Annotated in this window: 16 protein-coding genes; 11 read left to right on the top strand and 5 right to left on the bottom strand. The window is 27.5% G+C overall.

What is annotated here, in order from left to right:
* The first annotated feature begins 73 nt into the window (after positions 1-73).
* Positions 74-1156, top strand: coding sequence for a class II fructose-bisphosphate aldolase (gene fbaA / locus M9400_RS02070; protein ID WP_250232206.1), 1083 nt, complete (start codon positions 74-76; stop codon positions 1154-1156).
* A 336-nt stretch (positions 1157-1492) separates the two neighbouring features.
* On the top strand, positions 1493-2149 hold the full coding sequence (gene rpiA, locus M9400_RS02075; RefSeq protein ID WP_250232207.1) for a ribose-5-phosphate isomerase RpiA: 657 nt from the start codon (positions 1493-1495) through the stop codon (positions 2147-2149).
* 258 nt (positions 2150-2407) lie between these two features.
* On the opposite strand, the gene M9400_RS02080 is transcribed toward rpiA, so the two are convergent.
* Both M9400_RS02080 and zapA read right to left on the bottom strand, forming a co-directional pair.
* The gene (locus M9400_RS02080) at positions 2408-3019 is read right to left on the bottom strand and encodes a 5-formyltetrahydrofolate cyclo-ligase (RefSeq protein ID WP_250232208.1); all 612 of its coding nucleotides are present in this window, start codon (positions 3017-3019) and stop codon (positions 2408-2410) included.
* 121 nt (positions 3020-3140) lie between these two features.
* Positions 3141-3485: a cell division protein ZapA gene (gene zapA / locus M9400_RS02085; RefSeq protein ID WP_250232209.1), complete on the bottom strand. Its 345-nt coding sequence runs from the start codon at positions 3483-3485 to the stop codon at positions 3141-3143.
* Between the two features lie 724 nt (positions 3486-4209).
* Between zapA and M9400_RS02090 the strand changes: the two genes are divergently transcribed.
* From M9400_RS02090 to M9400_RS02100, 3 genes are read left to right on the top strand one after another with little or no spacing between them, the layout of a single operon-like run.
* Entirely contained in the window at positions 4210-4665 is a 456-nt protein-coding gene (locus M9400_RS02090) for a Rossmann-fold NAD(P)-binding domain-containing protein (RefSeq protein WP_250232210.1), read from the top strand.
* A 25-nt stretch (positions 4666-4690) separates the two neighbouring features.
* Complete coding sequence (locus M9400_RS02095; protein WP_250232701.1) at positions 4691-5398, top strand: FAD-dependent monooxygenase; 708 nt, start codon at positions 4691-4693, stop codon at positions 5396-5398.
* 24 nt (positions 5399-5422) lie between these two features.
* On the top strand, positions 5423-6646 hold the full coding sequence (locus tag M9400_RS02100; protein ID WP_250232211.1) for an FAD-dependent monooxygenase: 1224 nt from the start codon (positions 5423-5425) through the stop codon (positions 6644-6646).
* A gap of 26 nt (positions 6647-6672) precedes the next feature.
* On the opposite strand, the gene ygfZ is transcribed toward M9400_RS02100, so the two are convergent.
* On the bottom strand, positions 6673-7689 hold the full coding sequence (gene ygfZ, locus M9400_RS02105) for a tRNA-modifying protein YgfZ (RefSeq protein ID WP_250232212.1): 1017 nt from the start codon (positions 7687-7689) through the stop codon (positions 6673-6675).
* A gap of 525 nt (positions 7690-8214) precedes the next feature.
* On the opposite strand from ygfZ, the gene prfB reads away from it, so the two are divergent.
* From prfB to recC, 6 genes are all read left to right on the top strand, one after another.
* Positions 8215-9322, top strand: a protein-coding gene (gene prfB, locus M9400_RS02110) for a peptide chain release factor 2 (RefSeq protein ID WP_250232213.1) whose coding sequence is annotated in 2 segments (ribosomal slippage) — positions 8215-8268 and positions 8270-9322 — 1107 coding nt in all. Because the reading frame shifts where the segments join, the coding sequence is not laid out codon by codon here.
* Entirely contained in the window at positions 9322-10848 is a 1527-nt protein-coding gene (lysS, locus tag M9400_RS02115; protein ID WP_250232214.1) for a lysine--tRNA ligase, read from the top strand. Before prfB ends, lysS begins: the two co-directional genes overlap by 1 nt.
* 233 nt (positions 10849-11081) lie before the next feature.
* Positions 11082-12326 (top strand): diaminopimelate decarboxylase, encoded by a 1245-nt coding sequence (lysA, locus tag M9400_RS02120; RefSeq protein WP_250232215.1) that lies wholly within the window; start codon positions 11082-11084, stop codon positions 12324-12326.
* 645 nt (positions 12327-12971) lie between these two features.
* Positions 12972-13448 carry an RNA pyrophosphohydrolase gene (gene rppH, locus M9400_RS02125; protein WP_250232216.1) on the top strand — a complete coding sequence of 159 codons (477 nt, stop codon included), beginning with the start codon at positions 12972-12974 and terminating at the stop codon, positions 13446-13448.
* Positions 13449-13646: 198 nt separating this feature from the next.
* On the top strand, positions 13647-14504 hold the full coding sequence (gene lgt, locus M9400_RS02130) for a prolipoprotein diacylglyceryl transferase (RefSeq protein ID WP_250232217.1): 858 nt from the start codon (positions 13647-13649) through the stop codon (positions 14502-14504).
* 87 nt (positions 14505-14591) lie between these two features.
* Positions 14592-17996, top strand: coding sequence for an exodeoxyribonuclease V subunit gamma (recC, locus tag M9400_RS02135; RefSeq protein ID WP_250232218.1), 3405 nt, complete (start codon positions 14592-14594; stop codon positions 17994-17996).
* 111 nt (positions 17997-18107) lie between these two features.
* Here the strand turns inward: recC and recD are convergent, their stop codons facing one another.
* Together recD and recB are read right to left on the bottom strand one after the other, a co-directional pair.
* On the bottom strand, positions 18108-20021 hold the full coding sequence (recD, locus tag M9400_RS02140; RefSeq protein WP_250232219.1) for an exodeoxyribonuclease V subunit alpha: 1914 nt from the start codon (positions 20019-20021) through the stop codon (positions 18108-18110).
* 319 nt (positions 20022-20340) lie between these two features.
* Entirely contained in the window at positions 20341-23871 is a 3531-nt protein-coding gene (gene recB / locus M9400_RS02145; protein WP_250232220.1) for an exodeoxyribonuclease V subunit beta, read from the bottom strand.
* Positions 23872-23892 lie beyond the last annotated feature (21 nt).

The raw sequence follows: 23892 nt of genomic DNA on the forward strand, positions 1-23892 counted from the left end.
TATGAAGATACATATAGAATGTATATAAATACATACTATATCGATACATATTTGTCAAAAAAGAAGAAAATAAATGATTAAGATTATTAATTCTATAAAACCAGGTGTAGTTACTGGAAACGATGTCCAGAAGATATTTGATCTTGCAAAGAAAAATAATTTTGCTTTGCCGGCAGTAAACTGTATAGGTATGGATTCAATTAATGCTGCATTAGAAGCTGCATCTAATATGCGGTCTCCAATTATTTTACAGTTTTCTAAAAAAGGATCTTCTTTTATGGCAGGATATGGTTTAAGTAACCATAAAGACGATAATTCTACGGCAGTATTAGGAGCTATTTCTGGAAGTTTACACGTACACCATATTGCTAAACACTATAACATCCCTGTTATTTTGCACACTGATCATTGCACTAAAAAGAATTTATCTTGGATCGATGCTCTACTAGACTTAGGATCCAAACATTTTCATAAAACCGGTAGCCCATTATTTTCATCTCATATGATAGACTTATCTGAAGAATCTTTAAAAGAAAATATAGAAATTAGCTCAAAGTATTTGAGTCGTATGGATAAATTAAATATGACTTTAGAAATAGAATTAGGTTGCACTGGAGGGGAAGAAGATGGTATTGATCATCATCATTTGAATCATGAACTTTTATACACAAATCCAGAAGATATAGCTTATGCTTATGAAAAATTACATGTTATCAGCCCACGGTTCATTATAGCTGCATCATTTGGAAATGTTCATGGTGTATATAAGCCTGGAAATGTGCGATTAGATCCAAAAATACTTCAGAGATCACAAAAATATATTTCTAAAAAATTTGGATTACCTAACAACTTTTTAAGTTTAGTATTTCATGGAGGGTCTGGATCTACAGAAAAAGAAATTAAAGAAGCCATCAGTTATGGTATTGTAAAAATGAACATTGATACCGATATACAATGGGTTACTTGGGAAGGAATTTTAAAATACTACCAATACAATAAACACTTTCTCCAAACTCAATTAGGTAACCCACATGGACGCGAGCAACCAAATAAAAAATTTTATGACCCGCGAGTTTGGATTCGTGCAGGACAAAAATCAATGGTTAAATACTTAGAAAAAATATTTTCTACTTTAAACGCTATCAATATTTTATAATAATTATTTTTTGTTCATAAAATTTTAAGTATATTAAAACAGATTATACATCGACAAAACCGAAATCATTTCAAATTAAACTCGATGTATACTGCTAGCTATACCTAGAAACAATATTTAATTCAAATATCAATATAAATTATAAAATTTGTTGCTCAAATCAGAAAATTACCATGCATTGTATAATGCAATAGTCCGATGTATGAGTTTAATTCACATTAAATGTCATTTTTGATATATAGTAAATAAAAGTCCTTGTCAGAAATTGAGCAAATAATAGAAATTAAAAATAGTATGCATTAAATATCCAATATATACGCCACGTATAGGTGTAATATGATAAAAGAAAAATTAAAAAAATCAGTAGGTTGGGCAGCTTTGAAATATATTCAGTCTAGCAGAATTATAGGGATAGGAACAGGTTCTACTATTACATATTTTATTGAAGCATTGAATAGCATAAAAGAAAAAATAGAAGGTGTAGTTTCTAGCTCAAACTATTCATCCAATCAATTAAAAAAATTGGGTATTCCTATATACAATCTTAATAATTTAGATGAGCTAGACGTATATGTTGATAGCGCAGATGAAATTGATACTCATATGCAAATGATTAAAGGTGGAGGGGGAGCCTTAACTAAAGAAAAAATTATTGCTGCTGCAGCTAAAAAATTTATTTGTATTGTTGACAGTAGTAAACAAGTAAATATATTAGGACGTGGACCACTACCAATAGAAGTTATTCCTATGGCTCGTTCATTAGTGGCAAGAGAATTAGTACGTTTAGGTGGCTTACCAGAATATCGGCGTAATGTAATTACTGAAAATGGTAATAATATTTTAGATGTATACAATATGAAAATTTCTAATGCATCGTTATTAGAAACAAAAATTAACAATATTCCAGGAGTAGTAAGTGTTGGTATATTCGCACAAAGACGAGCAGATATCGTATTAATTGGAACAAAAGAAGGTATAAAAACAATTATTTAATTCTTTATATACACTTACAATTCAATTCTAAATAAATATATAAACCATAAAATAGTTCTATTTTCAGTAATACCAACAAATGTACACATTTTAGTATAACTGAAAAATCAGAAAAATTGGGCAACAAACTAAATTAATTAATATTCATTATGAAAATTATAAAAATTAAGCATTTATGTTAAGAAAATATAACTTATTTATAATAATAAAATATTATAAGTAATAATATATACCCTTCAGAACAATAATATATGTTATCTAACAAACATCTGAAATTAAACGATAGGATGGGGTGACAATTTCTGGTAACGTAAGATCCCATTGATCCATAGGAAGCAATTGAGTAGGTATTCTTTGAAAGTCATATGCTAACCCTATAGGTACATAATTACTCTGATGTTTCCAATTTTGTAAGGTTCTATCATAAAAACCACCACCCATTCCTAATCGATTCCCATGATTATCAAATGCAACTAACGGAACAAATATAACATTTAGTTGTTCTATTGGTATAATGGAATTAGCATTCCATTCAGGTTCATATATACTTAAACGATTATATATGAGAGGCGTTGAAAACGTATATCGTAAAAATAATAAACATTGATCTTCTGAATAAGGCAAAACTGGTAAATATATTTGTTTATGCATACATAATAAAGTCCTAATAAGTAAAGAAGTCCTTATTTCTCCATCAAAATTAATAAATACCGCTATACGTTTTGATTTATGTACGTAATCCATAGTCATAATCTTATTAGTGATGAGTTGAGCTGCTATATATTGCTCTCGAAATGTTAAAGAACGGCGCACAATGCGTATATACTCACGAATAGATCTTTTATATAATTTCTTATGACAGATGTACATATTATCTATTATCGTAGTATATCATAAATTTATATATTTTTATTCTAAAACAAAGTTAAAGTAAAATACGATGCATTCAATCATATTAATTATTTTATCATGCAATGCGAACAAATATGATCTATATATGTTTAGAGCATTCTAGTGTTCCATCAACTCGCTCAGTAATATGAACGTGCGTAATTAAAGCTTTTTCAATTGTTTTTTGTAATAATAAAATATGTTGCTCAATATTAGCTGCATATTCACGTGTTTTCAATTTTTCTTGGGTTAACTCATAACATATATTTAAAGCAGCTATAAATACTAATTGTTCAGCATTAGTCACTCTTGTCTTAATTTTTAAATCCTGTAAACGTTTAGTTAAATCTTCTACCGCCTTATTTAAAGCATCTTTTTGTTTAGACGGACAATTAATCCGTAATGTTCGGCCAAAAATTTGAATATCGATCGGTTTTTCAGACATATTTCTTTCCTGGCATTTTATTTTAGATTTTTCAGTGATCGTACAATATAACAATGTGTATCATATAGTTTATATACATGCAAAACTTGTATTTTATAAATCTTAAATAAAAAATAAAACTGCTTTCGGTTTACTATAAAATTTTTTGAAAAAATTAATATAATTAATATGTATTTAAATATGATCTAAAAATCTATGTATTTTAAAACCCTTATAACAGGTTTTATATAAACTATGCGCAGATCTACACATCACCTATGCAGTTAAATTATCTTATCAGATGAACCAAAATAAAAATATACTTAATATATAAATTCTACAATATATTAAGCAGTTCCAAATAATTCGGTTATTACAAATGATCACTAATTTCATTTAAAACATAAGATTATTTTCTATAAAACCCAATAACTCATAATTATATTCTAGCAACATATAACATTTCATATATCATAATTTAATGATATAAATAGATTTCATCTTCTATTATAAATTAATAATGCGCCAAATTAAATTTAATCGATATATATTTTTAAATTAAATACTTGATTTTTACCAAGATATTTTATATATACACAATACAGTTTAAACATCACACTTAAATAATATACTATACTGTAAAAATATACTAAATATTAGTATATAGAATCTAATCATATTAATTTATATGTTATAGTTTTTAAACATTAAAATTTTTTATATTTATGCGTTAAATAAATACTTTATGTCTATTATTATACATGGTGGAGGAATGACAGGTGCGCTACTGGCGTTAATGTTATGCAAATTAACTAAAGGAGATTTAGAAATATCTTTAATAGAACAACATTCTCCTTACTGTTATGATACACAATTATCTTTGAATATATATCCTCCCCATGCAATAGCATTATCACGAGGAGCTTATTATGAATTGATACGAATTAATATAGCTTCAATTTTATCTTCTTGCGCTACTGTCATAAAACAAGTAGAAATTAGTGAATACAATAGATTACATGAAGTATTCATTAATGCTCAAGATCATCAATTATCAGAATTAGGTTATGTTGTCGAGCTAAATATTTTTAGAAAAAAGTTATTTAATTTTTTACAAAAAAAATCGAGTGTAACCATATATTGTCCCGCTACTCTGATAAAAATTAAACGCGAAAAAAAAAAACATAATCACTTTAGATAATGGTCATCAAATAGTTTCAAAATTAATAGTAGCAGCAGATGGCGCAAATTCAACACTAGCTACTAACTGCGGTATGAAATGGTTTAGGTATAATTATCAACAAATTGCTGTAGTTTCTAAAATTACTACTGAAATACCTCATTTTGGCAGAGCTTTTGAAAAATTTACAGAACATGGCCCATTAGCTGTATTACCCATGTCCAATAATTTTAGTTTTTTGATTTGGTGCATATCTAATAAACAACATCAAGAAGTATCTAGATGGGACAAAAAAAAATTTTCTCAAAAACTACAAAATATATTTGGGTGGAAATTAGGAAAAATTTTAAATATAGAAACACGATATTTTTATGATCTCTGGCTAACACGCGCTCAGAGCCACATTAGTCACAGGCTAGCGTTAGTTGGAAATGCAGCCCAAAATTTACATCCTATAGCTGGACAAGGATTTAATCTTGGATTACGTGATGTTGTAGTATTATCAAAAATAATTACACAAGCATTATATCAAAATATAGATATTGGAGATTATTCTGTGCTAAATACATATCAAAAACATAGATATTTAGATCAATATAGAACTATTAAAATCACCGATGGATTAGTACGTTTGTTCAGTAATCATTATCTACCATTAATTTTTGCTCGAAACGTAGGTTTATTTTTTGTTAGCTACAGTACTTTTCTGCAACGTCTTTTAGTGAACACGATATTAAATTGGAAAACTGATTAATTTTTATTAAGATAAAACAATAATGTGGAAAATTTTGACATACTTATTATAAATCAAGGAATTTCCGGGTTAGCATTAGCATGTGGGTTAAATGATTATTTTCGTATTGCAATTATAGAACACAGAAATCATTCAAATATTTCTGAAACAGATCAACAAAATATTACAACGTCTTTAGTTAATATCACCAGTTTAAAAATACTTCAGTATCTAAAAATATGGAGCCAGGACATAGCACATTTTTCTAGTTTATTAGATAAATTAGAAATCCTTAAAAAAAATAATATAAAAAAAACTGTTTTTAATTCCGGCTATTTGGGATACCTTGAACTAGGATACATCATTGATGACTGTTTAATATATCAGGCTCTAGTTAATCGTGCACGACAATTAAGAAATATCATATTTATAGATTCAAATTCACCTAATACAATAAGTTATCATGAAGATTTCGCGCTTATTACAGTAAATAATAACTACATACTCAAAGCTAAATTAGTAATAGGCGCAGATGGTGTCGATTCTTTAATAAGAAAAAACACAAATATTGCATTATTATTTAAAGATACAAAATATTATGGATTAACGACTAGCATTTGTACTGAACAAAGCCATAAAAACACTCTTCGTTTTATCATTCATAATGATGGCTTGTTAATATTATTACCATTAAAAAACACACATCTTTCCGTTGTTTTTTGGCTGTTACCACCACATGCAGCCAAAAAGTACCTATATGTATCTAATCCCGCTCAACGTATTAATTATGATTTAATTAAAATCTGTAATATATTAGGTCAATGTATTATACATGATAATACAAAACATAAAATTTTTATACCGAGAATACAATACGCGCATAATTTTATAAAACATCGTTTAATCCTGCTAGGAAAATCTGCATATCTTGCATGTCCTTTATTTTTTCAAAATATTAATTTAGAACTTATGGATACAGCAATTCTATTAAATTATCTAAAGAAACTAAGAAAAAATAATAAAGATATTGGGCGTTATGATTATTTAAAATGTTATGAACGTAGTATAAAATATAGGATAACTAAAAATCTTATAAATATCCCCTATATTCACATGTTACTCCATGATAAAAATTATTTCTTAGAATATGTACAATATTTTATTTTTTATCTCATCAACACCATACCCAATTCCAAAATACGCATATTACGTTATATTATGGGTTTAGATGATCTACCAAAATGGTTGCTACGGGATCGTTATGATTAAAAAATGTTTATATAAAATTTTAAAAATTATTTAAATTTATTAAAATCAATAATAGAAAAAATAAAACTATCATGAGTTTTCACATTTGTAATTCTTAATTCTGAAGAGTTTAAAACTGATCTATTTAATACTACTTGCAACCATACATTATTTTTTTTAATTTGACAAGATTGCAAAATAACACCAATATTTTTCCAATGTTGATTATTTAGTTTTAATTCTATCCAATCACCAGCTACAGGAAATTTTTGTTTATTCTTATAATCAATGGTTCCAATTAATCGATATAACTCTTTCTTATTACCTCCACGATACTGAATACGTGCAATAGATTCTTGCCCGAGATAACAACCTTTATTAAAACTAACACCCTGTAACATATCCATATTAACCGCTTGAGGCACAAACAACTCACTGGTTTCTAACTCAATAGTCGGATAACCTGCTTCTATATCTAATAATGCCCATTGACGACTATTGTTAAATTGTATATAATACAGCTGTTGTTTACTTAACAAATAATCTAATGTTGATCTTTTATTAATTATTAATAAAAAACGTTCTGTTGGCGCGCTGAAACATAGTATAGTAATATCTTTATCATGTACTACCGCATGTTTTTTGGTTGGAATAACCGGAAAAAACATGCTTAAATACTTTCTTGAATTCATCCCAGCAATTCCAATAAGTGTTACGTTATAATCAGGAGCAATAGAAACATTAGAAGATACTATATATTTTTTCATTTCTGCAATCTGTTTTTTGCATACGTTTAAGCGTTCAATAAATGCCATTTCTTTATCTTTAAGATGAAAAACATACATATTGCTAATCATTTTCCCTTTTGGATTACAATACGCTGAAAACCTATATTCGTCTTTATCCAAATTTTGGATATCACAAGTAAATTGATTATGTAAATACTGTATAACATCACGTCCAGATAATCTTACTAAGATCCATTCTTCTAAAGATATAAATGTTAGTGGTAAATCTTCTGAAGATACAGGATACTGCCTCGAAAAAAATATATTAGGCAACATAATATGTCCCCTTATAAATAAAAAATATTAATAAATATTACATATTATAAACTATGTAATCCTATCATATTAAATATTTACATACTTCAAAATAATAAAATTACATTTGTTACAAATATTGATTATTATGATTTATAATTAATTTTATAATTAAATAATCTATCAGTTTTTCACTTTATATAACGATTTAAATAATATATATATCAATTACGTTATTAATATATATGATAATAATTGAAAAATGATATTTTATTGATTATATATGTAAGTACTAAAAATATTATCGATATATAAAACAAATAAAAAATGTAAAAATAGTCTATACATATTAAGACTGTATAATAAATTTTATATAAACTTATAATTAAAGATTAAACTAATCTTATGTAATAAGATATTATGACATGAATATATCTTTATATATATGTATATCAAAATTTCTATTTAACTATATTATATTATTTTACATATGTATATGTAGAATAATATAATATAAAACCCATATCCTTTAAGGAACAAAATTTTATGATGGATATAAGACTTATTAAACAAAATATTCAACTTATGTTAAATAGAATATTTAAGTTTAAGGATGATTTTTGACTATAATTTCAAAAAAAAACGTTTAAAAATAATTAGCACTAAATTAAAATCACCTGATGTTTGGAAAAATCCTAAAAAAGCAAAAATTCTCAATCAACAATCTTCTTCTTTAAAAATTTTTGTTAACATTATTGATCAGCTGTACAAAAACTTAGTGGATTTAAATGATTTACTAGAATTAACGGAAGAATTCGATACCAACTTGATTTCTGAAATTCAGGATCAATTAGTTGCTTCAGAACGTACGTTATCTCAATTGGAGATTAATCGTATGTTTATAGGAAAATATGATCATGCTAATTGCTATGTTGATATTCAATCAGGATCTGGAGGTATAGAAGCACAAGATTGGGCAGGTATGTTATTACGTATGTATTTACGGTGGATGGATCATAAAGGTTTTATAACTGATATCACTGAAGAATCAACAGGAGAGATAACCGGAATTAAATCTGCTACTGTTCAAGTTATTGGACCGTATGCATACGGCTGGTTACACACTGAATCTGGTATACACAGACTAGTACGCAAAAGTCCTTTTGACTCTGCCAGAAAACGTCATACTTCATTTGCTTCAGTATTTATATACCCAGAATTAGATGACAGTATCAATATTCACATTCGTCCAGAAGATCTGCGTTATGATGTCTATCGAGCGTCTGGAGCAGGAGGTCAACATGTTAATCGTACAGAATCTGCAGTACGCATCACACATATACCAACAAATACTGTTACTCAATGTCAAAGTGATCGTTCACAACATAAAAATAAAAATCAAGCAATGAAACAACTAAAAGCTAAATTATATGAACTTGAATTACAAAAGAAAAATCATGAAAAAAAAATGAGAGAAGATAATAAAGTAAATATTACTTGGGGAAATCAAATACGATCTTATATTTTAGACAATTCTAGAGTTAAAGATTTACGTACTGGTTTTGAAAAACGTAATATCAAAGCTGTTTTAGATGGAGATTTAGATGATTTTATACAAATTAGCATTAAAAAATATTCTAAGCGAGATTTATAATGCCTAAATATCTATATTCAAAAAATCAACTATATCAAAAGCTTAATATTAATGATGAATTAAGTATTCGTCAAAAAAAACTATCACAAATTCGAGAAAAAGGTGTAGCGTTTCCAAATGATTTTCGTCGTGATTCCACTTCTAATCAATTACACAAAAAATACGAACATACATCTAACGCAGAATTAATACAATTAAACATTGAAGTAAATATAGCAGGCCGCATAATAAGTCAACGTATTATGGGAAAAGCATCTTTTATAACCCTACAAGACGTTGATGGTTGCATACAGTTGTACATTACTGCTAATTCGTTAGCAATGAATGTATATGAAGAAAATATAAAACAATGGGATCTAGGCGACATACTAGGAGCACGTGGTACATTATTTAGAACACGTACTGGGGAACTATCGATACATTGTAAAGAAATTAGATTATTAACTAAATCATTACGTCCATTACCAGACAAATTTCATGGTTTGAATAATCAAGAAACAAAATATCGCCAAAGATATTTAGATTTAATTATTAATGAAGACACAAGAGAAATATTTAAAATACGTTCTCTAATCATTTACGAAATACGTCAATTTATGAAAAAAAATAATTTTATGGAAGTAGAAACACCAATGATGCACACAATTGCGGGGGGAGCTATAGCAAATCCTTTTATCACACATCATAATAAATTAGGAATCGATGTGTATCTACGTATTGCCCCAGAATTATATCTAAAAAAACTAGTAATAGGTGGTTTCGAGCGAATATTTGAAATCAATCGTAACTTTCGTAACGAAGGAATATCCTCATATCATAATCCTGAATTTACAATGATGGAAGTATATATGGCTTATGCCGATTACCGTGATATGATCGTTTTAGTACAAAATTTACTACGCTCAGTAACACAACGAGTACTAGGTAGTAATATAGTTCATTATGGCAATTATGAATTGGACTTTAATAATCCTTTTTCTAAAATGACCGTAAAAGAAGCAATTTATTATTATCTACCAGAAACTAGATCCCAAAATGTAGACAATATATACACCGCTATTTCCATTGCAAAATTATTTGGAATTACAATCAATAACTACTGGACATTAAGTAAAATACACATGGTTATTTTTGAAGAGATAGTAGAAAAAAAAATAATTCAACCAACCTGTGTCACTTCTTATCCAATAGAGATATCTCCATTAGCACGTCGCAACGATAATAATCCACAACTTGCTGATCGTTTTGAGCTCTTCATTGCCGGAAAAGAAATAGGAAATGGTTTTTCAGAATTAAATGATCCAGAAGATCAAAAAGAACGTTTTTTAAAACAAGCAAAAGAAAAAAAAGACATTAAAAATAATAATATTCACATAAATTACGATGAGGATTATTTAATTGCGTTAGAACATGGATTACCTCCTACAGCAGGTATTGGAATAGGCATCGACCGTTTAGTAATGTTATTAACCAATAAACATACTATTCGTGATGTAATTTTGTTTCCTACACTTCGTCCAAAATAAAATATTTATGCTTTCTAGCATACGACTAAAATTAGTATAACACTTACATAATATATTTAGGGTGTAGTATTTGTTAAAATGCCAAATAACATTAATTAAATTTAAATAATACAGATCTATATTCTAATTACGTTTAACTATATTCAGTGATAAAATTTTTTAAAATGTTTCGATACTAAACCATATCTTAATGAAATTCAGAATATAACATAACACATAATATCTTTACTCAAATGAATATCCTTAACTATAAAAGTTTAATAAAATTGCATCAAAAATATAAAGGCCCAGTATGGGTATATGATGCATCAGTCATAATCAATCGTATTGCACAATTAAAACAATTTGACATTATACGATTCGCTCAAAAATCCTGTTCTAATATTCATATTCTACGATTAATGCACAGTCATGGCATTAAAGTAGACGCTGTTTCTTTAGGAGAGATTGAACGAGCATTATTAGCTGGTTTTCATACAGGAAAACAAAGTGACGAAATAGTTTTTACTGCTGATATTTTAGAAGAAGAAACATTATTTAGAGTCTCAGAATTAAACATTACTGTTAATGCAGGATCAATAGATATGTTAGCACAATTAGGAGCATATTCCCCTGGACATAAAATATGGTTGCGTATTAATCCTGGATTTGGACATGGACATAATCAAAAAACTAATACTGGAGGAGAAAATAGCAAACATGGTATTTGGCATGAAGATATACTAACTGCTCTCTCTTATGTCTATCATTATAATCTGCAGCTAGTTGGACTTCACATGCACATTGGTTCTGGAGTACACTATAGCCACTTATCTAAAGTATGTAATGCCATGGCCCAACAAATCTTAAAATATAAAACAGATATACAACTTATTTCTGCTGGAGGGGGTTTAACAATACCATATCAAGATAATGATACAATATTGGATATAAATAATTATTTTCATTTATGGGATGACACAAGAAAACGCATTAACCAATATTTAGGTCACACGGTAAAATTAGAAATAGAACCTGGTCGATTTCTTGTTGCTGAGTCAGGCATATTAATTACACAAATTAGAGCAGTAAAAGAAATGGGTCGTCGTCATTTCATATTAATAGATGCAGGATATAATGACCTAATGCGTCCAGTAATGTACGGTAGCTATCATCGTATTTCATTAATACCAGGAGATAATCGAAACATTACTTTAGACGCATTACGCGATACCGTTGTTGGAGGTCCATTGTGTGAATCTGGAGACATTTTTACGCAAAATATGAACGGAACAATATTAACACGTAAACTACCTTGTTCAGCAAAAGTAGGGGATTATTTAATATTTCACGATACTGGTGCATACGGTGCTTCAATGTCTTCTAACTATAATACTCGTCCATTATTACCAGAAGTTCTATTTGAAAATGGACAAATGCGCCAAATTCGTCGAAAGCAAAAATTAGAAGATTTATTAATGTTAGAAACAACAGAATAATTTTACATAAAAAGTCTGTTTATTATTAGATAATATTATCATCTAATAATAAATGTAATATCAATACAAGTTGCTAATACACTAATTTTAATTACTTAATCTTTTAAAGCTCTAATTTAATGAAATTAACATTTCACTGATCTTATTTTTATTTATATTTAAAAATAATTCTTCACTACATATATTTTTAAATATAAATAAAAAGCTTATAAAATACAGTGTGTGTATTTCATGTTTTTGTGCTTTTTGTTGAAATAACTATGAATCATCGTCATTAATAATGTTTACAAAATGTATAATCCACATATTTTATTAAATTTTTTAATAGTATTCATCATCTAAATAACAAATCTAATTTAATAATAATCAAATTTTAGTCAAATATTTTATGAAAATTACTAATTTATTAAGCACATAAAGCTATATTCAAAATTCTTGAATTAAACATAATTACAAGATAGCATATAATATATGTATTTGGTTATATGATAATAATATTAATAGATAAACAATAAATGATATACATGATCATCATATGCTTTTAATAATAATTTATGATATCCGTTTTATTTTATATGATGAATCACACATTTTCACAATATTTACTAAATTAATACAATATTTCAATAAAACTGAGGAAATCTGGTGATTGACAGTGATGGTTATCGATTAAATGTCGGCATTGTGCTATGTAATACTCATGAACAAGTACTATGGGCTCGAAGATATAAACAACATTATTGCTGGCAATTTCCTCAAGGTGGAATTAACGTCGGAGAAACACCAGAACAAGCAATGTATAGAGAACTATTTGAAGAAATCGGATTAAATTATCAAGATGTATGTATCTTATCTTCTACACAATACTGGATACGTTATAAATTACCTAAACAATTAATCCGCTGGAAAATTAGACCAATTTGTTTTGGACAAAAACAAAAATGGTTTCTATTAAAACTTTTATCTCAGGATACGAGAATCAACATAAAAAATAATAAAGATTATACATTTGATAGTTGGAAATGGGTTAGCTTATGGTATCCTATACGTCGCGTTGTGTTTTTTAAAAGAAATGTATACAGAAAAGTAATGCAAGAATTTGTTCATGGAATAATATCTTAAAAATTAAATTATTGTATGTTCTAAACAATAAAATACCATCAAATATATTTAATAAAAAATTAAATGAGCTTTTCATTAAAAACACGTGTGAATATAAGTTATAAATTAAATTTTTGTTAATTTTAGACAATCGTAATATTGTGATTAAACACCGACTCTAATAATAAATATATTTCATAACATTGCACATCATAAAATATGCAGTATTTTTATTATCACGCATGTAATCCAATAATTTTTACCATCGGACCTATTTCGTTATATTGGTACGGAATAATGTATGGGTTAGGTTTTATTTATGCTATGTGGTCATTATTATATCGCGCACATCGTTCCAATAATATTTCATGGACTAAAAAAGATATAGAATATTTATTATGTTTGTGCTTTTTCGGTGTTGTATTAGGCGGACGTATTGGATATGTATTATTTTATCAGTGGTCTTTTTTCACTCAAAATTTACTATGGATTTTTAAGATATGGGAAGGAGGTATGTCTTTTCATGGTGGTTTAATAGGAGTAATTATATCAATCATGTGGTTTTCTTACAAAAAACATCTAACTTTTTTTCAAGTATCAGACTTTGTAATTCCAGCCGTGCCATTTGGACTAGGCCTAGGTAGATTAGGAAATTTTATTAATGGAGAGTTATGGGGCCGAATAGCCAACGATATTCCTTGGGCTATGTTATTTCCTAATTCTATATACCAAGATTTACTAATACTACCGGATCACCCTACATGGCAATTACTATTTGATAGTTATGGAGCGCTGCCTCGCCACCCATCTCAATTATATGAAATGTTTTTAGAAGGAATAATCTTGTTTATTATCATAAATAAGTTTATTTGTAAACCACGTCCTGTAGGTAGCGTATCTGGACTATTTCTTATTTTTTATGGTTTGTTTCGTATTATAGCAGAGTTTTTTCGTCAACCTGATAGTCATTTAGGATTAATTTACAATATAGCCACTATGGGTCAAATTTTATCGTGTCCTATGATCATATCCGGAATAATTATCATCTACATTTCTTATAAAGGCTATCGAACATAATTAAAAATTACAATAAATAAAAATAAAAACAATATATTAAGAAATATATCTAAACATATCTTCTTTACCTTAATAATTTATTAAATAATGTTTACTATTTATCATTCTAACCAAGCTAATTTGTTCAAAAAATTATTAATCAACGTCATGTCGAACAAATTATTATCTAATCCAATGCAATCTGAAATAATATTAACAGAACATAGTATTATAGATCAATGGATACAAATAGAACTAGCTAACCACTTTGGCGTCGCATGCAATATCACATTTATGACTTTAACATCTTTTATACAGAAGAACATTGTTAATAACATAATACCTGATGACTCCATGGTACATAATTTTTCTCGTTCTGTTATGTATTGGAAATTTATGAAAATATTATCTCAAACACAAATTCAAAAAGATTGTCCTATTATAGAAAAATATCTAAAACATGATGTAAATCAACAAAAAATCAGTCAATTTTCTGAACAACTTGTTAACTTATTTGCCCAATATTTAATATATCGTCCAGATTGGTTGAATAGTTGGCAATCTCATAAAATAATAGATTGTTTAGATAATACACATCAAATTTGGCAATCAAAAATATGGCGTCGTTTCTTGGAAAATACACAATATAATCAGAAAGAATCAAACAGTAATATAAATCCTTTACAACAGTGTATCTATTTTCTTAAAAACATAAAAAAAATAAATTGGAATCTACCAAGTAGAATATTTATCTTTGGAATAACATCCATACCTCCCATATATTGGAAAATTTTGAAATTTTTAAGTTACCATATAGATATTTATTTATGGTTTATAAATTCTTGTTACCATAATCCTGATGATATATCTGACCAAAATTCATATGTTGCAAAACAACAAGCAAACCAATTATATAGTAATAATTTATTGCACTCATCTTTATCTGTTTCTACTCATATTTATAGTCACAATAATCATACTAATAACGTACATCATCCTTTATTAAATTCATGGAACAATACTGCCCGTAATACCTTGCTTCTATTCACTCAACTAAAAGATAAAATTGAACTAAAATCATTTATCATTCCTAAAAAAGATTCTGTACTTCACATTGTACAAAAAGATATTTTAGAATTTCATAATTGTAGAACAAATACACAAACTAACAATAATATTCCAACGTTAAAACCCCGTCAACGATATATCTTAACACCAGAAGATCAATCAATTACTTGTCATATTTGTCATAGTATTCAACGAGAAATAGAAGTCTTACATAACAATTTATTGTTAATGATTACAAATGATCCATTATTGACTCCAGGAGATATCATAGTAATGGCTGCTGATATACATCGTTATACACCAGCGATTCAAACTATATTCAATAACATACAGGGTCGACACTTACCATTTAATATTGCAGATAACCATAAAAAAAATACACATCCGATTATATCAAGTTTTCTTAATATACTTAACATACCATCTAGTAGATTTACTTCTGAAGAAATTCTATCATTTTTAAAAGTACCATCTATCGCTTCTCGGTTTAATATGAATAAAGAAGAAATTGAATTATTAAGCCAATGGATCATTAAATCTGGTATTAGGTGGGGTCTTGATAATTTCACCATGCACAACTTTAATTTTCCTATTACTAATCAAAATACTTGGAATTTTGGATTAACTCGAATGTTATTAGGTTATGCTATAAAAAATCAAAATAAAATATGGGAGAAAATGCTTCCATATGATGATACAACAATCGGAGAACACACTAATATTATTGGTCAATTAGGAGAATTTTTAAAAACATTAAAAAAATGGAGAAATCGATTGAATCACCCTTACACTCTAAAAAAATGGATACTTTATTTTAAAGAGATAATTGACGATTTTTTTTATTATGATCAGCTATCTTCATCAAGAGATAACAAAACTTTACTTTTGTTAAAAGATTGTTGTAGAAATATATTAGAATCAGGCATACAAGCAGAATACACTAAATCTATCAGAATAACAGCTTTACGAGAAAAATTATGTGATAAATTACATCAAAATAAAATAATACATCGATTTATACCAAATGTAATTAATTTTTGTAATATTACTCCAACTGTCTGTATTCCTTGTAAAGTAGTATGTTTTTTAGGCATGAATGATCATTCATTTCCTAGAAATACAATACTTCCAGATTTTAACTTAATAGCTAAAAATCCACGGGAAAATGACAACAACATATACGAACAAGATTGTTATTCATTTTTATTAGCATTTTTAATAGCTCAAGAACGCATATATATTAGCTTCATTGAACACTCAATTTATGATAATACCATAAATTATCCTTCTTCATTAATTAATGAACTTTTTGAATATATTGCTTTAAATTTTTATTTAAGAGAATCTAAAAATACAGAAATAGATATTAATATAAAATATATACGTCAACGTTTATGTCAATGGCACAATCCATTTCCTTTTTCTCCCGAAAATTTCAATTCTAACAGTGACAAACAGAGTTTTGCAAAAGAATGGCTACCCACACTAAATATTAATACACCTAACTCTCCAGCGATCTACCCAAATTTTAATACTTCACTTCCCCATTGCACTATAAAAAAAATAATATTTCAAGACTTATATAATTTTTATCGTCATCCAGTGCGGATATGGTTTCAAAAACGTTTAAACGTGTTTTTTGATCAAAATACATTAAAATTATTAAATGATGAACCTTTTTCTGTAGATGGATTAAGTCGCTACGAACTAAATACAAAATTAATTAATTATTTAATCTATGATAAAAATATTAATGAATTATATTATAGTGTATGTGCTTCTGGTATTTTACCTTATGGCGCGTTTGGAGAATTATTTTGGGCGACACAACACTCAAAAATGGTAATATTAGCAAATCAAATAAAAGAACACCATTGTATCGAAAAATATAATTTAGATATTTCTTTGGTATTCGATACGATTGAACTAGTTGGACAATTAACTACAGTTCAAAAAAATGGATTGATACGTTGGAAACCTCAATATCTGTCCATGAAAGATATACTATTATTATGGTTAGAGCATATAACATATTGTGCCATCGGAGGAAAAGGAGATAGTAGACTATTTGGTGTTGATGATGTATGGCATTTTCCTAATTTCTCAAAACCGCATGCAAAAAAGCTGCTACTAATTTTAATACTAGGTTACTGTACCGGGATAAATACACCAATACTATTATTATATCGTTCTGGGGGAGCGTGGATGAATTATGTATTTGACTGGAATACTAGGAAAATATCTTCAAACCCTTCTTACCAAAAAAAAGCATCTCAAAAACTAATACAAATTTGGAAAGGTACTAAATATTCCCTATTTAGAGAGAGCCACGATCCTTATTTACGTAAAATTATCCCATTTGACTTAAGTGAGGAAGATATTAGAAAAATTACTAAAACTGCAGAACATTACTTTTTCAATTTTATGAAATATAGAATAATATAACAATTCAGAACATTTGATGTACTAATTAAAAAATACTTATAAAATCTTAAGTTGCTATACATCATGTGTATTAGATATCATCTAATACACTCTATAAAAAACATAAAAATTTTAATTTATTGAATCATATGATATTATATGTTTTTTGATTCTATCATATAAACCACTATAACGTTGTGTAACAAGATTGATGCTGTGTACAATTACATGATCTGTTGCATATAAAAAAAGACATTGACGAGATCTAGTAACAGCAGTATACAGTAATTCTCGTGTTAATATTGAAGTATGTTTGTTAGGCAATATTATTGCAATATGTTTAAACTCAGAGCCTTGCGATTTGTGTATAGTCATAGCAAAACAAGTTTCATGTTCCGGTAATTGATATAACCGCACAACTTTTACTCTATTTCCTGGTAAAATAAAATATGCAGACAGTTTGTTTTGATCATTTAGTAACAAAACTCCAATATCTCCATTACACAATCCTAAAGATGGTTTATTACGTAATATAATGATGGGTCTACCTATATAGTTACCAGAATTATTTAATTTAATTAATCCTTTATTGCTTAATATTTGCTCAATACAATAATTAATTCTTATTACGCCAAATGGACCATCACGTAATGCACATAATATTCGATAATGATTAAAAGATTCTAAAATATTTATTTTAGATATCTTAGTATGTTGCAATTTTTGTAAATAATTAAAATATTCCATTGCGCAATTAATAATCATATTCATATAACTTTCTTTTCCTACAACGTAGATATAATACAAATCCTTGTATACGTTTGAAGTCAATAACGATAAAACGCGATTACAATCCCCTAAATTTATAGCAGTAGCCAATTGATTAATTCCGGATCTTTCACTAAATCGATAATTTTTCTTCAATGTACACATACCATCAATAATGCTGTTATAATCATAATGTGTAGATGACTCAGAATAAGATACAATAGGAAGTTCATAACCTGTAAGATTTATAATTTCTTGATAACGTTTATAGGAGTATTGAAAACTAGAAAATTGACATATATCTTTAAATACAGATCCAGGTTCTACTGGATATAATTGATATTGATCACCAAAAAAAATAACTCTTGTTTGGGGTGAAAGTATCAAAAATAACTGAGCAAACATAGATAAACTGATCATTGAAGCTTCATCAATAACCAAAAGATCTAAGTGCATGAGATTTAAATAATCATATTGAATATCTTTATTATATAATCGTGTTTCTAGTAAACTATGTAAAGTAGTGGCTTTTTCAGGTAAACTGAGTAGATAAGTTTTATCTAATTGTAAGATATTATTTATATTTATTTTAAAAGATTCAGTTAGAAGAGCTGCTGCTTTTCCTGTCGGAGCAATCATTTTTATTTTGAGGTTGTTACGATTACTACATAGCAATAGTGCCGCTATTATTTTAGCTATAATCGATGTTTTTCCAGTGCCAGGTCCCCCAGAAATTAACACTCTTTGATGTGTTATTCCAATAGCAGTAGCTATCTTGTGCCAATCGATTTCTGTATAAATTATAGGAAATAATTGATTTAACACAGAAATTATTTTTTCTTTTTGCAGAATATTTGACTGATATTTATAATTCAAAAACTGCGCGACTCTGCACTCATCTTCCCACATGTGATGTAAATACAAACGCTTATTTTCCAATACTAACGGGGTAACCTTCGACCCATCGCTAACTGCAGAACAAGAAAGTAACAATTCTTGCCAAGAATCTATCGATAATTTTCCTAATTTTTTATATATTACATAGGCTAATTCAGGGTGATTTCCTTGAAATAATCTATCAAAAGTAATTAAACGCAAGGGTAAACAAACATGGCCAAGTCTAACATGAGCACTTAATGTCGCACTAGCCAATATTAACGCTTCTTTTATATGATATCTATTATTATCAGAAATAGGCAGAGTTAACACATCAGAAAATTGCACATCTAATGTATTCCACACCCCTAATTTTAAAGCTTTTTTAATGATATCTTTCATTCGCAAAAATTATAAAAACTCATCGGATTAGAGTTAATAATGTTACGTTGTCACATCAATTATCAAAAATTATGCGTTTTTAATTAAAAACGAACAATTATTAATTTTTTAATCTCATATCAGTAATCTATATACCTTTATAATCGGTAACTTATTCTTACATAATTAGATTTCGCATACATCATGATTTCTACTCTTAAAATAAAAAATATGCTTTTTTTATAAAATTTCATATCACATTTAATTTATTTATATAAAAATATACTTTTATAATTTTTTATGAAACAAATCAAGTATTACTTATTTAACCCTATCTTAATTATGCTCTAGAAAATAAATTATCTAATTTACTAATAAATATCGATAGTGGACGGGAAAAATAAATACCATTACTAAATGGTGTTCCATCCATTCCTCGTATGAATAAATAATACACCCCCCCAAAGTCTTTTTCATAATCATAAGATACAAGTTTATTACGTAAGAATCGATGCAACGCTAAAGTATAAAGTTGGTATTGCAATTCATAATGATGTTTAACCATTTCTTGTTCTATTTTAGAACAAATGTAAGAGTTATCATGTGCACCTAACCAATTAGTTTTATAATCCAACAAATAATACCGATGATTCCAATAAAAAATTAAATCAATAAAACCTTGCAACATTCCTGTTAGCCCCAAAAAATCAAGCGATTCAGATTTTCGTGATAAGGGATCATAGCATTTACATAAATGATCTAATTCTTGTGGCATTAAATATGTATTGATAGGTAAATAAAATTTTAACTCAGTTTTCTTATTTTCATCAATTATCTGTGAAAGAGTTAAATTTTCGTTATTAAGCGGGGTATTGAGTATTATATATATCCACTCTCGAATGACATATCTCCAAATAGGGTCAATGTTATATTTTTCCATATGTATGCGCAACCATTTCATATCTACAAATTTTCTAAAATTTAAAACTTCAAAAATACTATGGAAAAAACTTCCATACACTTTTCCTTTAGGAAAAGTATGCGGAGTTAATAAAATATTATTTCCTTGAAATTGAATATCTTCGCTAATATTTAATTGTTTCTGAAAATCTAAACATGTTTCAAAGCTAGTATTTTTTAGCGCACTAAAACTTGTTATACTCCATGGAACACAATTTGTAGATACCTTCCATTCTTTTGCAGATAAAAATTGATTAGACACGATGGATGGCGCATAAGAACCCAATTTTTGAAATTTTGGAATAACACGGAAAGAAATGTCGCCACTTGCACAAACGCTTAACTTTTTTAAATTTTTCTTTAATGTTTCTATATTACCAGATTTTTTTTTTTGAATTAAATATCCCAAAGCACTATGATGTAAATCATTGATACTAGATTTCTTTTTATATCTACGTACTATCGAACCAATACCTATAGAGCAATGATAAATACTGCGAGTCATTGCTACATATAATAATCTTAAATCTTCTGCTAAACGTTCTTCGTCTGCCAATATTAAATTTGATTCTGATATGTTAAAATCTAAATAGGCTTCATATGACTTCCTATCATGGAAAAAATAATTTTTTTTATAATTAAAGTCCGCTGCAAACGGTAAAAATATTAACGGAAATTCTAGTCCCTTAGATTTGTGTATTGTACTAATTTTTATTGATTGATTATCGTTACCTAATCGTAAAATTTGGTCAGATATTATCTTATTTTTTGGTTGTGTTATTTTTAACGTTAACCACTCTATAAGAGAGTACTCATCTTGTAGTTGTATTGAAACATTTTGCAATAACTCACCTAAATGTAAAATATTTACTAAACTAATTTCACCTCTTTGTGTAGATAATAACTTTTCTGGTACTTTATAGCAAAAAATTATTTTCTGTATCATCAAATACACGCCTTTTTTTTTCCAAATTGAATAATATTCAAAAAATTCTTCAAGTATTTGCTCCCATTTAGATTCATCATTATTAATTTTTTCAATTTCGGCTGCATTTAATCCAAAAAAAATAGTTGTTAAAGCAGTACAAATTATATGCCGCTTTGGAAATAAGATTGCTTTTAACAATAATGATAATTCATAAGATTCTATAGTTTCAAAAATATTTTTATGAGTAGATAAAAATACTGTTGATATGTTTACTGTCGATAAAGCAGCACGAATAAGAGATGCTTCTTCGTGATTTCGTACCAATACGGCTATATCTGATATTTTTAATTTTCTTTTATGTTTTCCGTCTTCTAACCAAGCCGTTTCATTATGTATTTCGTGTAATAAATTACATAAAACAGTGCCACATTCCCTTGCCATGGCTTGTTTATAATCATCTATTGTAATTAGATTATCGGGATGTACCCAAAAACACATAGCTGTCTGCAGTTGATTATTTATCACAAATCGATACATATTATTTCTACTAGCCGCTACCGAGGGAATGAAAGGAATATCTTTAAAAATGAATGGATTGGGTACAAATTGAAATAATTGATTGATAGCATTAACTATACCTGATGACGAACGCCAATTAATATTAAGATTATATTTATTGTATATTGTTCGACGTATGTCCATATATGCAAATATATCTGCCCCACGAAAAGCATAAATTGATTGCTTAGGATCTCCTATTAAAATAAGACCGTTTTCTGAATAATTATTATATAATATATTAAAAATTTTAAATTGCTGCTGATCTGTATCTTGAAATTCATCAATAATTGCTACTGGATAACGTGTACGTATTGTATATGCCAATTTATTTTCTTTATCTTTAATTAAACTAGTAACTAAAACATTAATAAGATCGTTAAAAGTAATTTCTGATCTTAAATGTTGGGTCTCATTGAGACTATTACTCACTTTATTGATTGCGATATTAAATATTAGTGCTTTAAACAATGACAACTGCTTATATAATTTTTCTATAGTATGGAATAAAGAATACATATACTTGAATCTATGATCATTATTTATTTTTAACTCTGTCTCCCTAAAATATTTTAGCTCATTAGGTATAGTGTGATTAATTGTTGGTTGTACAACCCATTGATGAATGATATTTATCCAACGCATTAAATTTTTTTTGTTATATGCTCTACGATTAACATTATAAGCATTAATTACAACAATTATACTATTTTCATTTTCACACCATTTCTTTTTAATGCTGTTAATGCAAATTAGAATCTGTTCATAATAAGTCACAATACTTTTTTTTTCTTCATACTCATTATAATCATGAAAATTAAGTCTAGATCCATAGATGTAAGGAAAAATATCATTTAAAAGAGCATTTGGATCAATCCAATATTCTTTAATTAAACTCACTATATTTAACGGAAGCACATAAAAATTCTGTCTCCAAAAATCAGTACACGCCTGCTGATATAATGTTATTTCATTATCAATAATATTCGTGTTAAACAACATGTTTAATTCAATTGTATTATAATTTAGAATATTTTGACAAAAACCATGAATAGTGAATATAGATGCTTGATCAATTTTTTTTTCTGCTTCAGATAATTGATGTATAGCTAAACTCATATTAGATATTTTTGATAATAATTTAGAAAATAAAAAATTACTACTATATCCACGTATGCAATCTAATCGAAATTGGCGAATATTTTCTCTTATTCGATAACGTAATTCTTGTGCTGCAGATTGAGTAAAAGTAACTACTAAGATTTCTTTTATTGTTAAAGGACGTAAAAAATCTGATTTACTTCCCAAACATAATAATAACCTAAGATAAATTATTATCAGTGTATATGTTTTACCAGTTCCTGCTGAAGATTCAATTAAATTAATTCCATACAAAGGCAATTCTAAAACATTTAAGTTATACATAATCTATAATTTCATCATACT

This window comes from Blochmannia endosymbiont of Camponotus sp. (assembly GCF_023586085.1).
Lineage (GTDB): Bacteria > Pseudomonadota > Gammaproteobacteria > Enterobacterales > Enterobacteriaceae > Blochmanniella.

Excerpts from the sequence above, each read along its gene's own strand:
- M9400_RS02090 (WP_250232210.1), top strand. The coding sequence starts at position 4,210 with ATGTCTATTATTATACATGGTGGAGGAATGACAGGTGCGCTACTGGCG.
- lysS (WP_250232214.1), top strand. The coding sequence starts at position 9,322 with ATGCCTAAATATCTATATTCAAAAAATCAACTATATCAAAAGCTTAAT.
- recC (WP_250232218.1), top strand. The coding sequence starts at position 14,592 with ATGTTTACTATTTATCATTCTAACCAAGCTAATTTGTTCAAAAAATTA.
- lgt (WP_250232217.1), top strand. The coding sequence starts at position 13,647 with ATGCAGTATTTTTATTATCACGCATGTAATCCAATAATTTTTACCATC.
- zapA (WP_250232209.1), bottom strand. The coding sequence starts at position 3,485 with ATGTCTGAAAAACCGATCGATATTCAAATTTTTGGCCGAACATTACGG.
- ygfZ (WP_250232212.1), bottom strand. The coding sequence starts at position 7,689 with ATGTTGCCTAATATATTTTTTTCGAGGCAGTATCCTGTATCTTCAGAA.
- recD (WP_250232219.1), bottom strand. The coding sequence starts at position 20,021 with ATGAAAGATATCATTAAAAAAGCTTTAAAATTAGGGGTGTGGAATACA.
- fbaA (WP_250232206.1), top strand. The coding sequence starts at position 74 with ATGATTAAGATTATTAATTCTATAAAACCAGGTGTAGTTACTGGAAAC.
- recB (WP_250232220.1), bottom strand. The coding sequence starts at position 23,871 with ATGTATAACTTAAATGTTTTAGAATTGCCTTTGTATGGAATTAATTTA.
- M9400_RS02080 (WP_250232208.1), bottom strand. The coding sequence starts at position 3,019 with ATGTACATCTGTCATAAGAAATTATATAAAAGATCTATTCGTGAGTAT.
- lysA (WP_250232215.1), top strand. The coding sequence starts at position 11,082 with ATGAATATCCTTAACTATAAAAGTTTAATAAAATTGCATCAAAAATAT.
- rpiA (WP_250232207.1), top strand. The coding sequence starts at position 1,493 with ATGATAAAAGAAAAATTAAAAAAATCAGTAGGTTGGGCAGCTTTGAAA.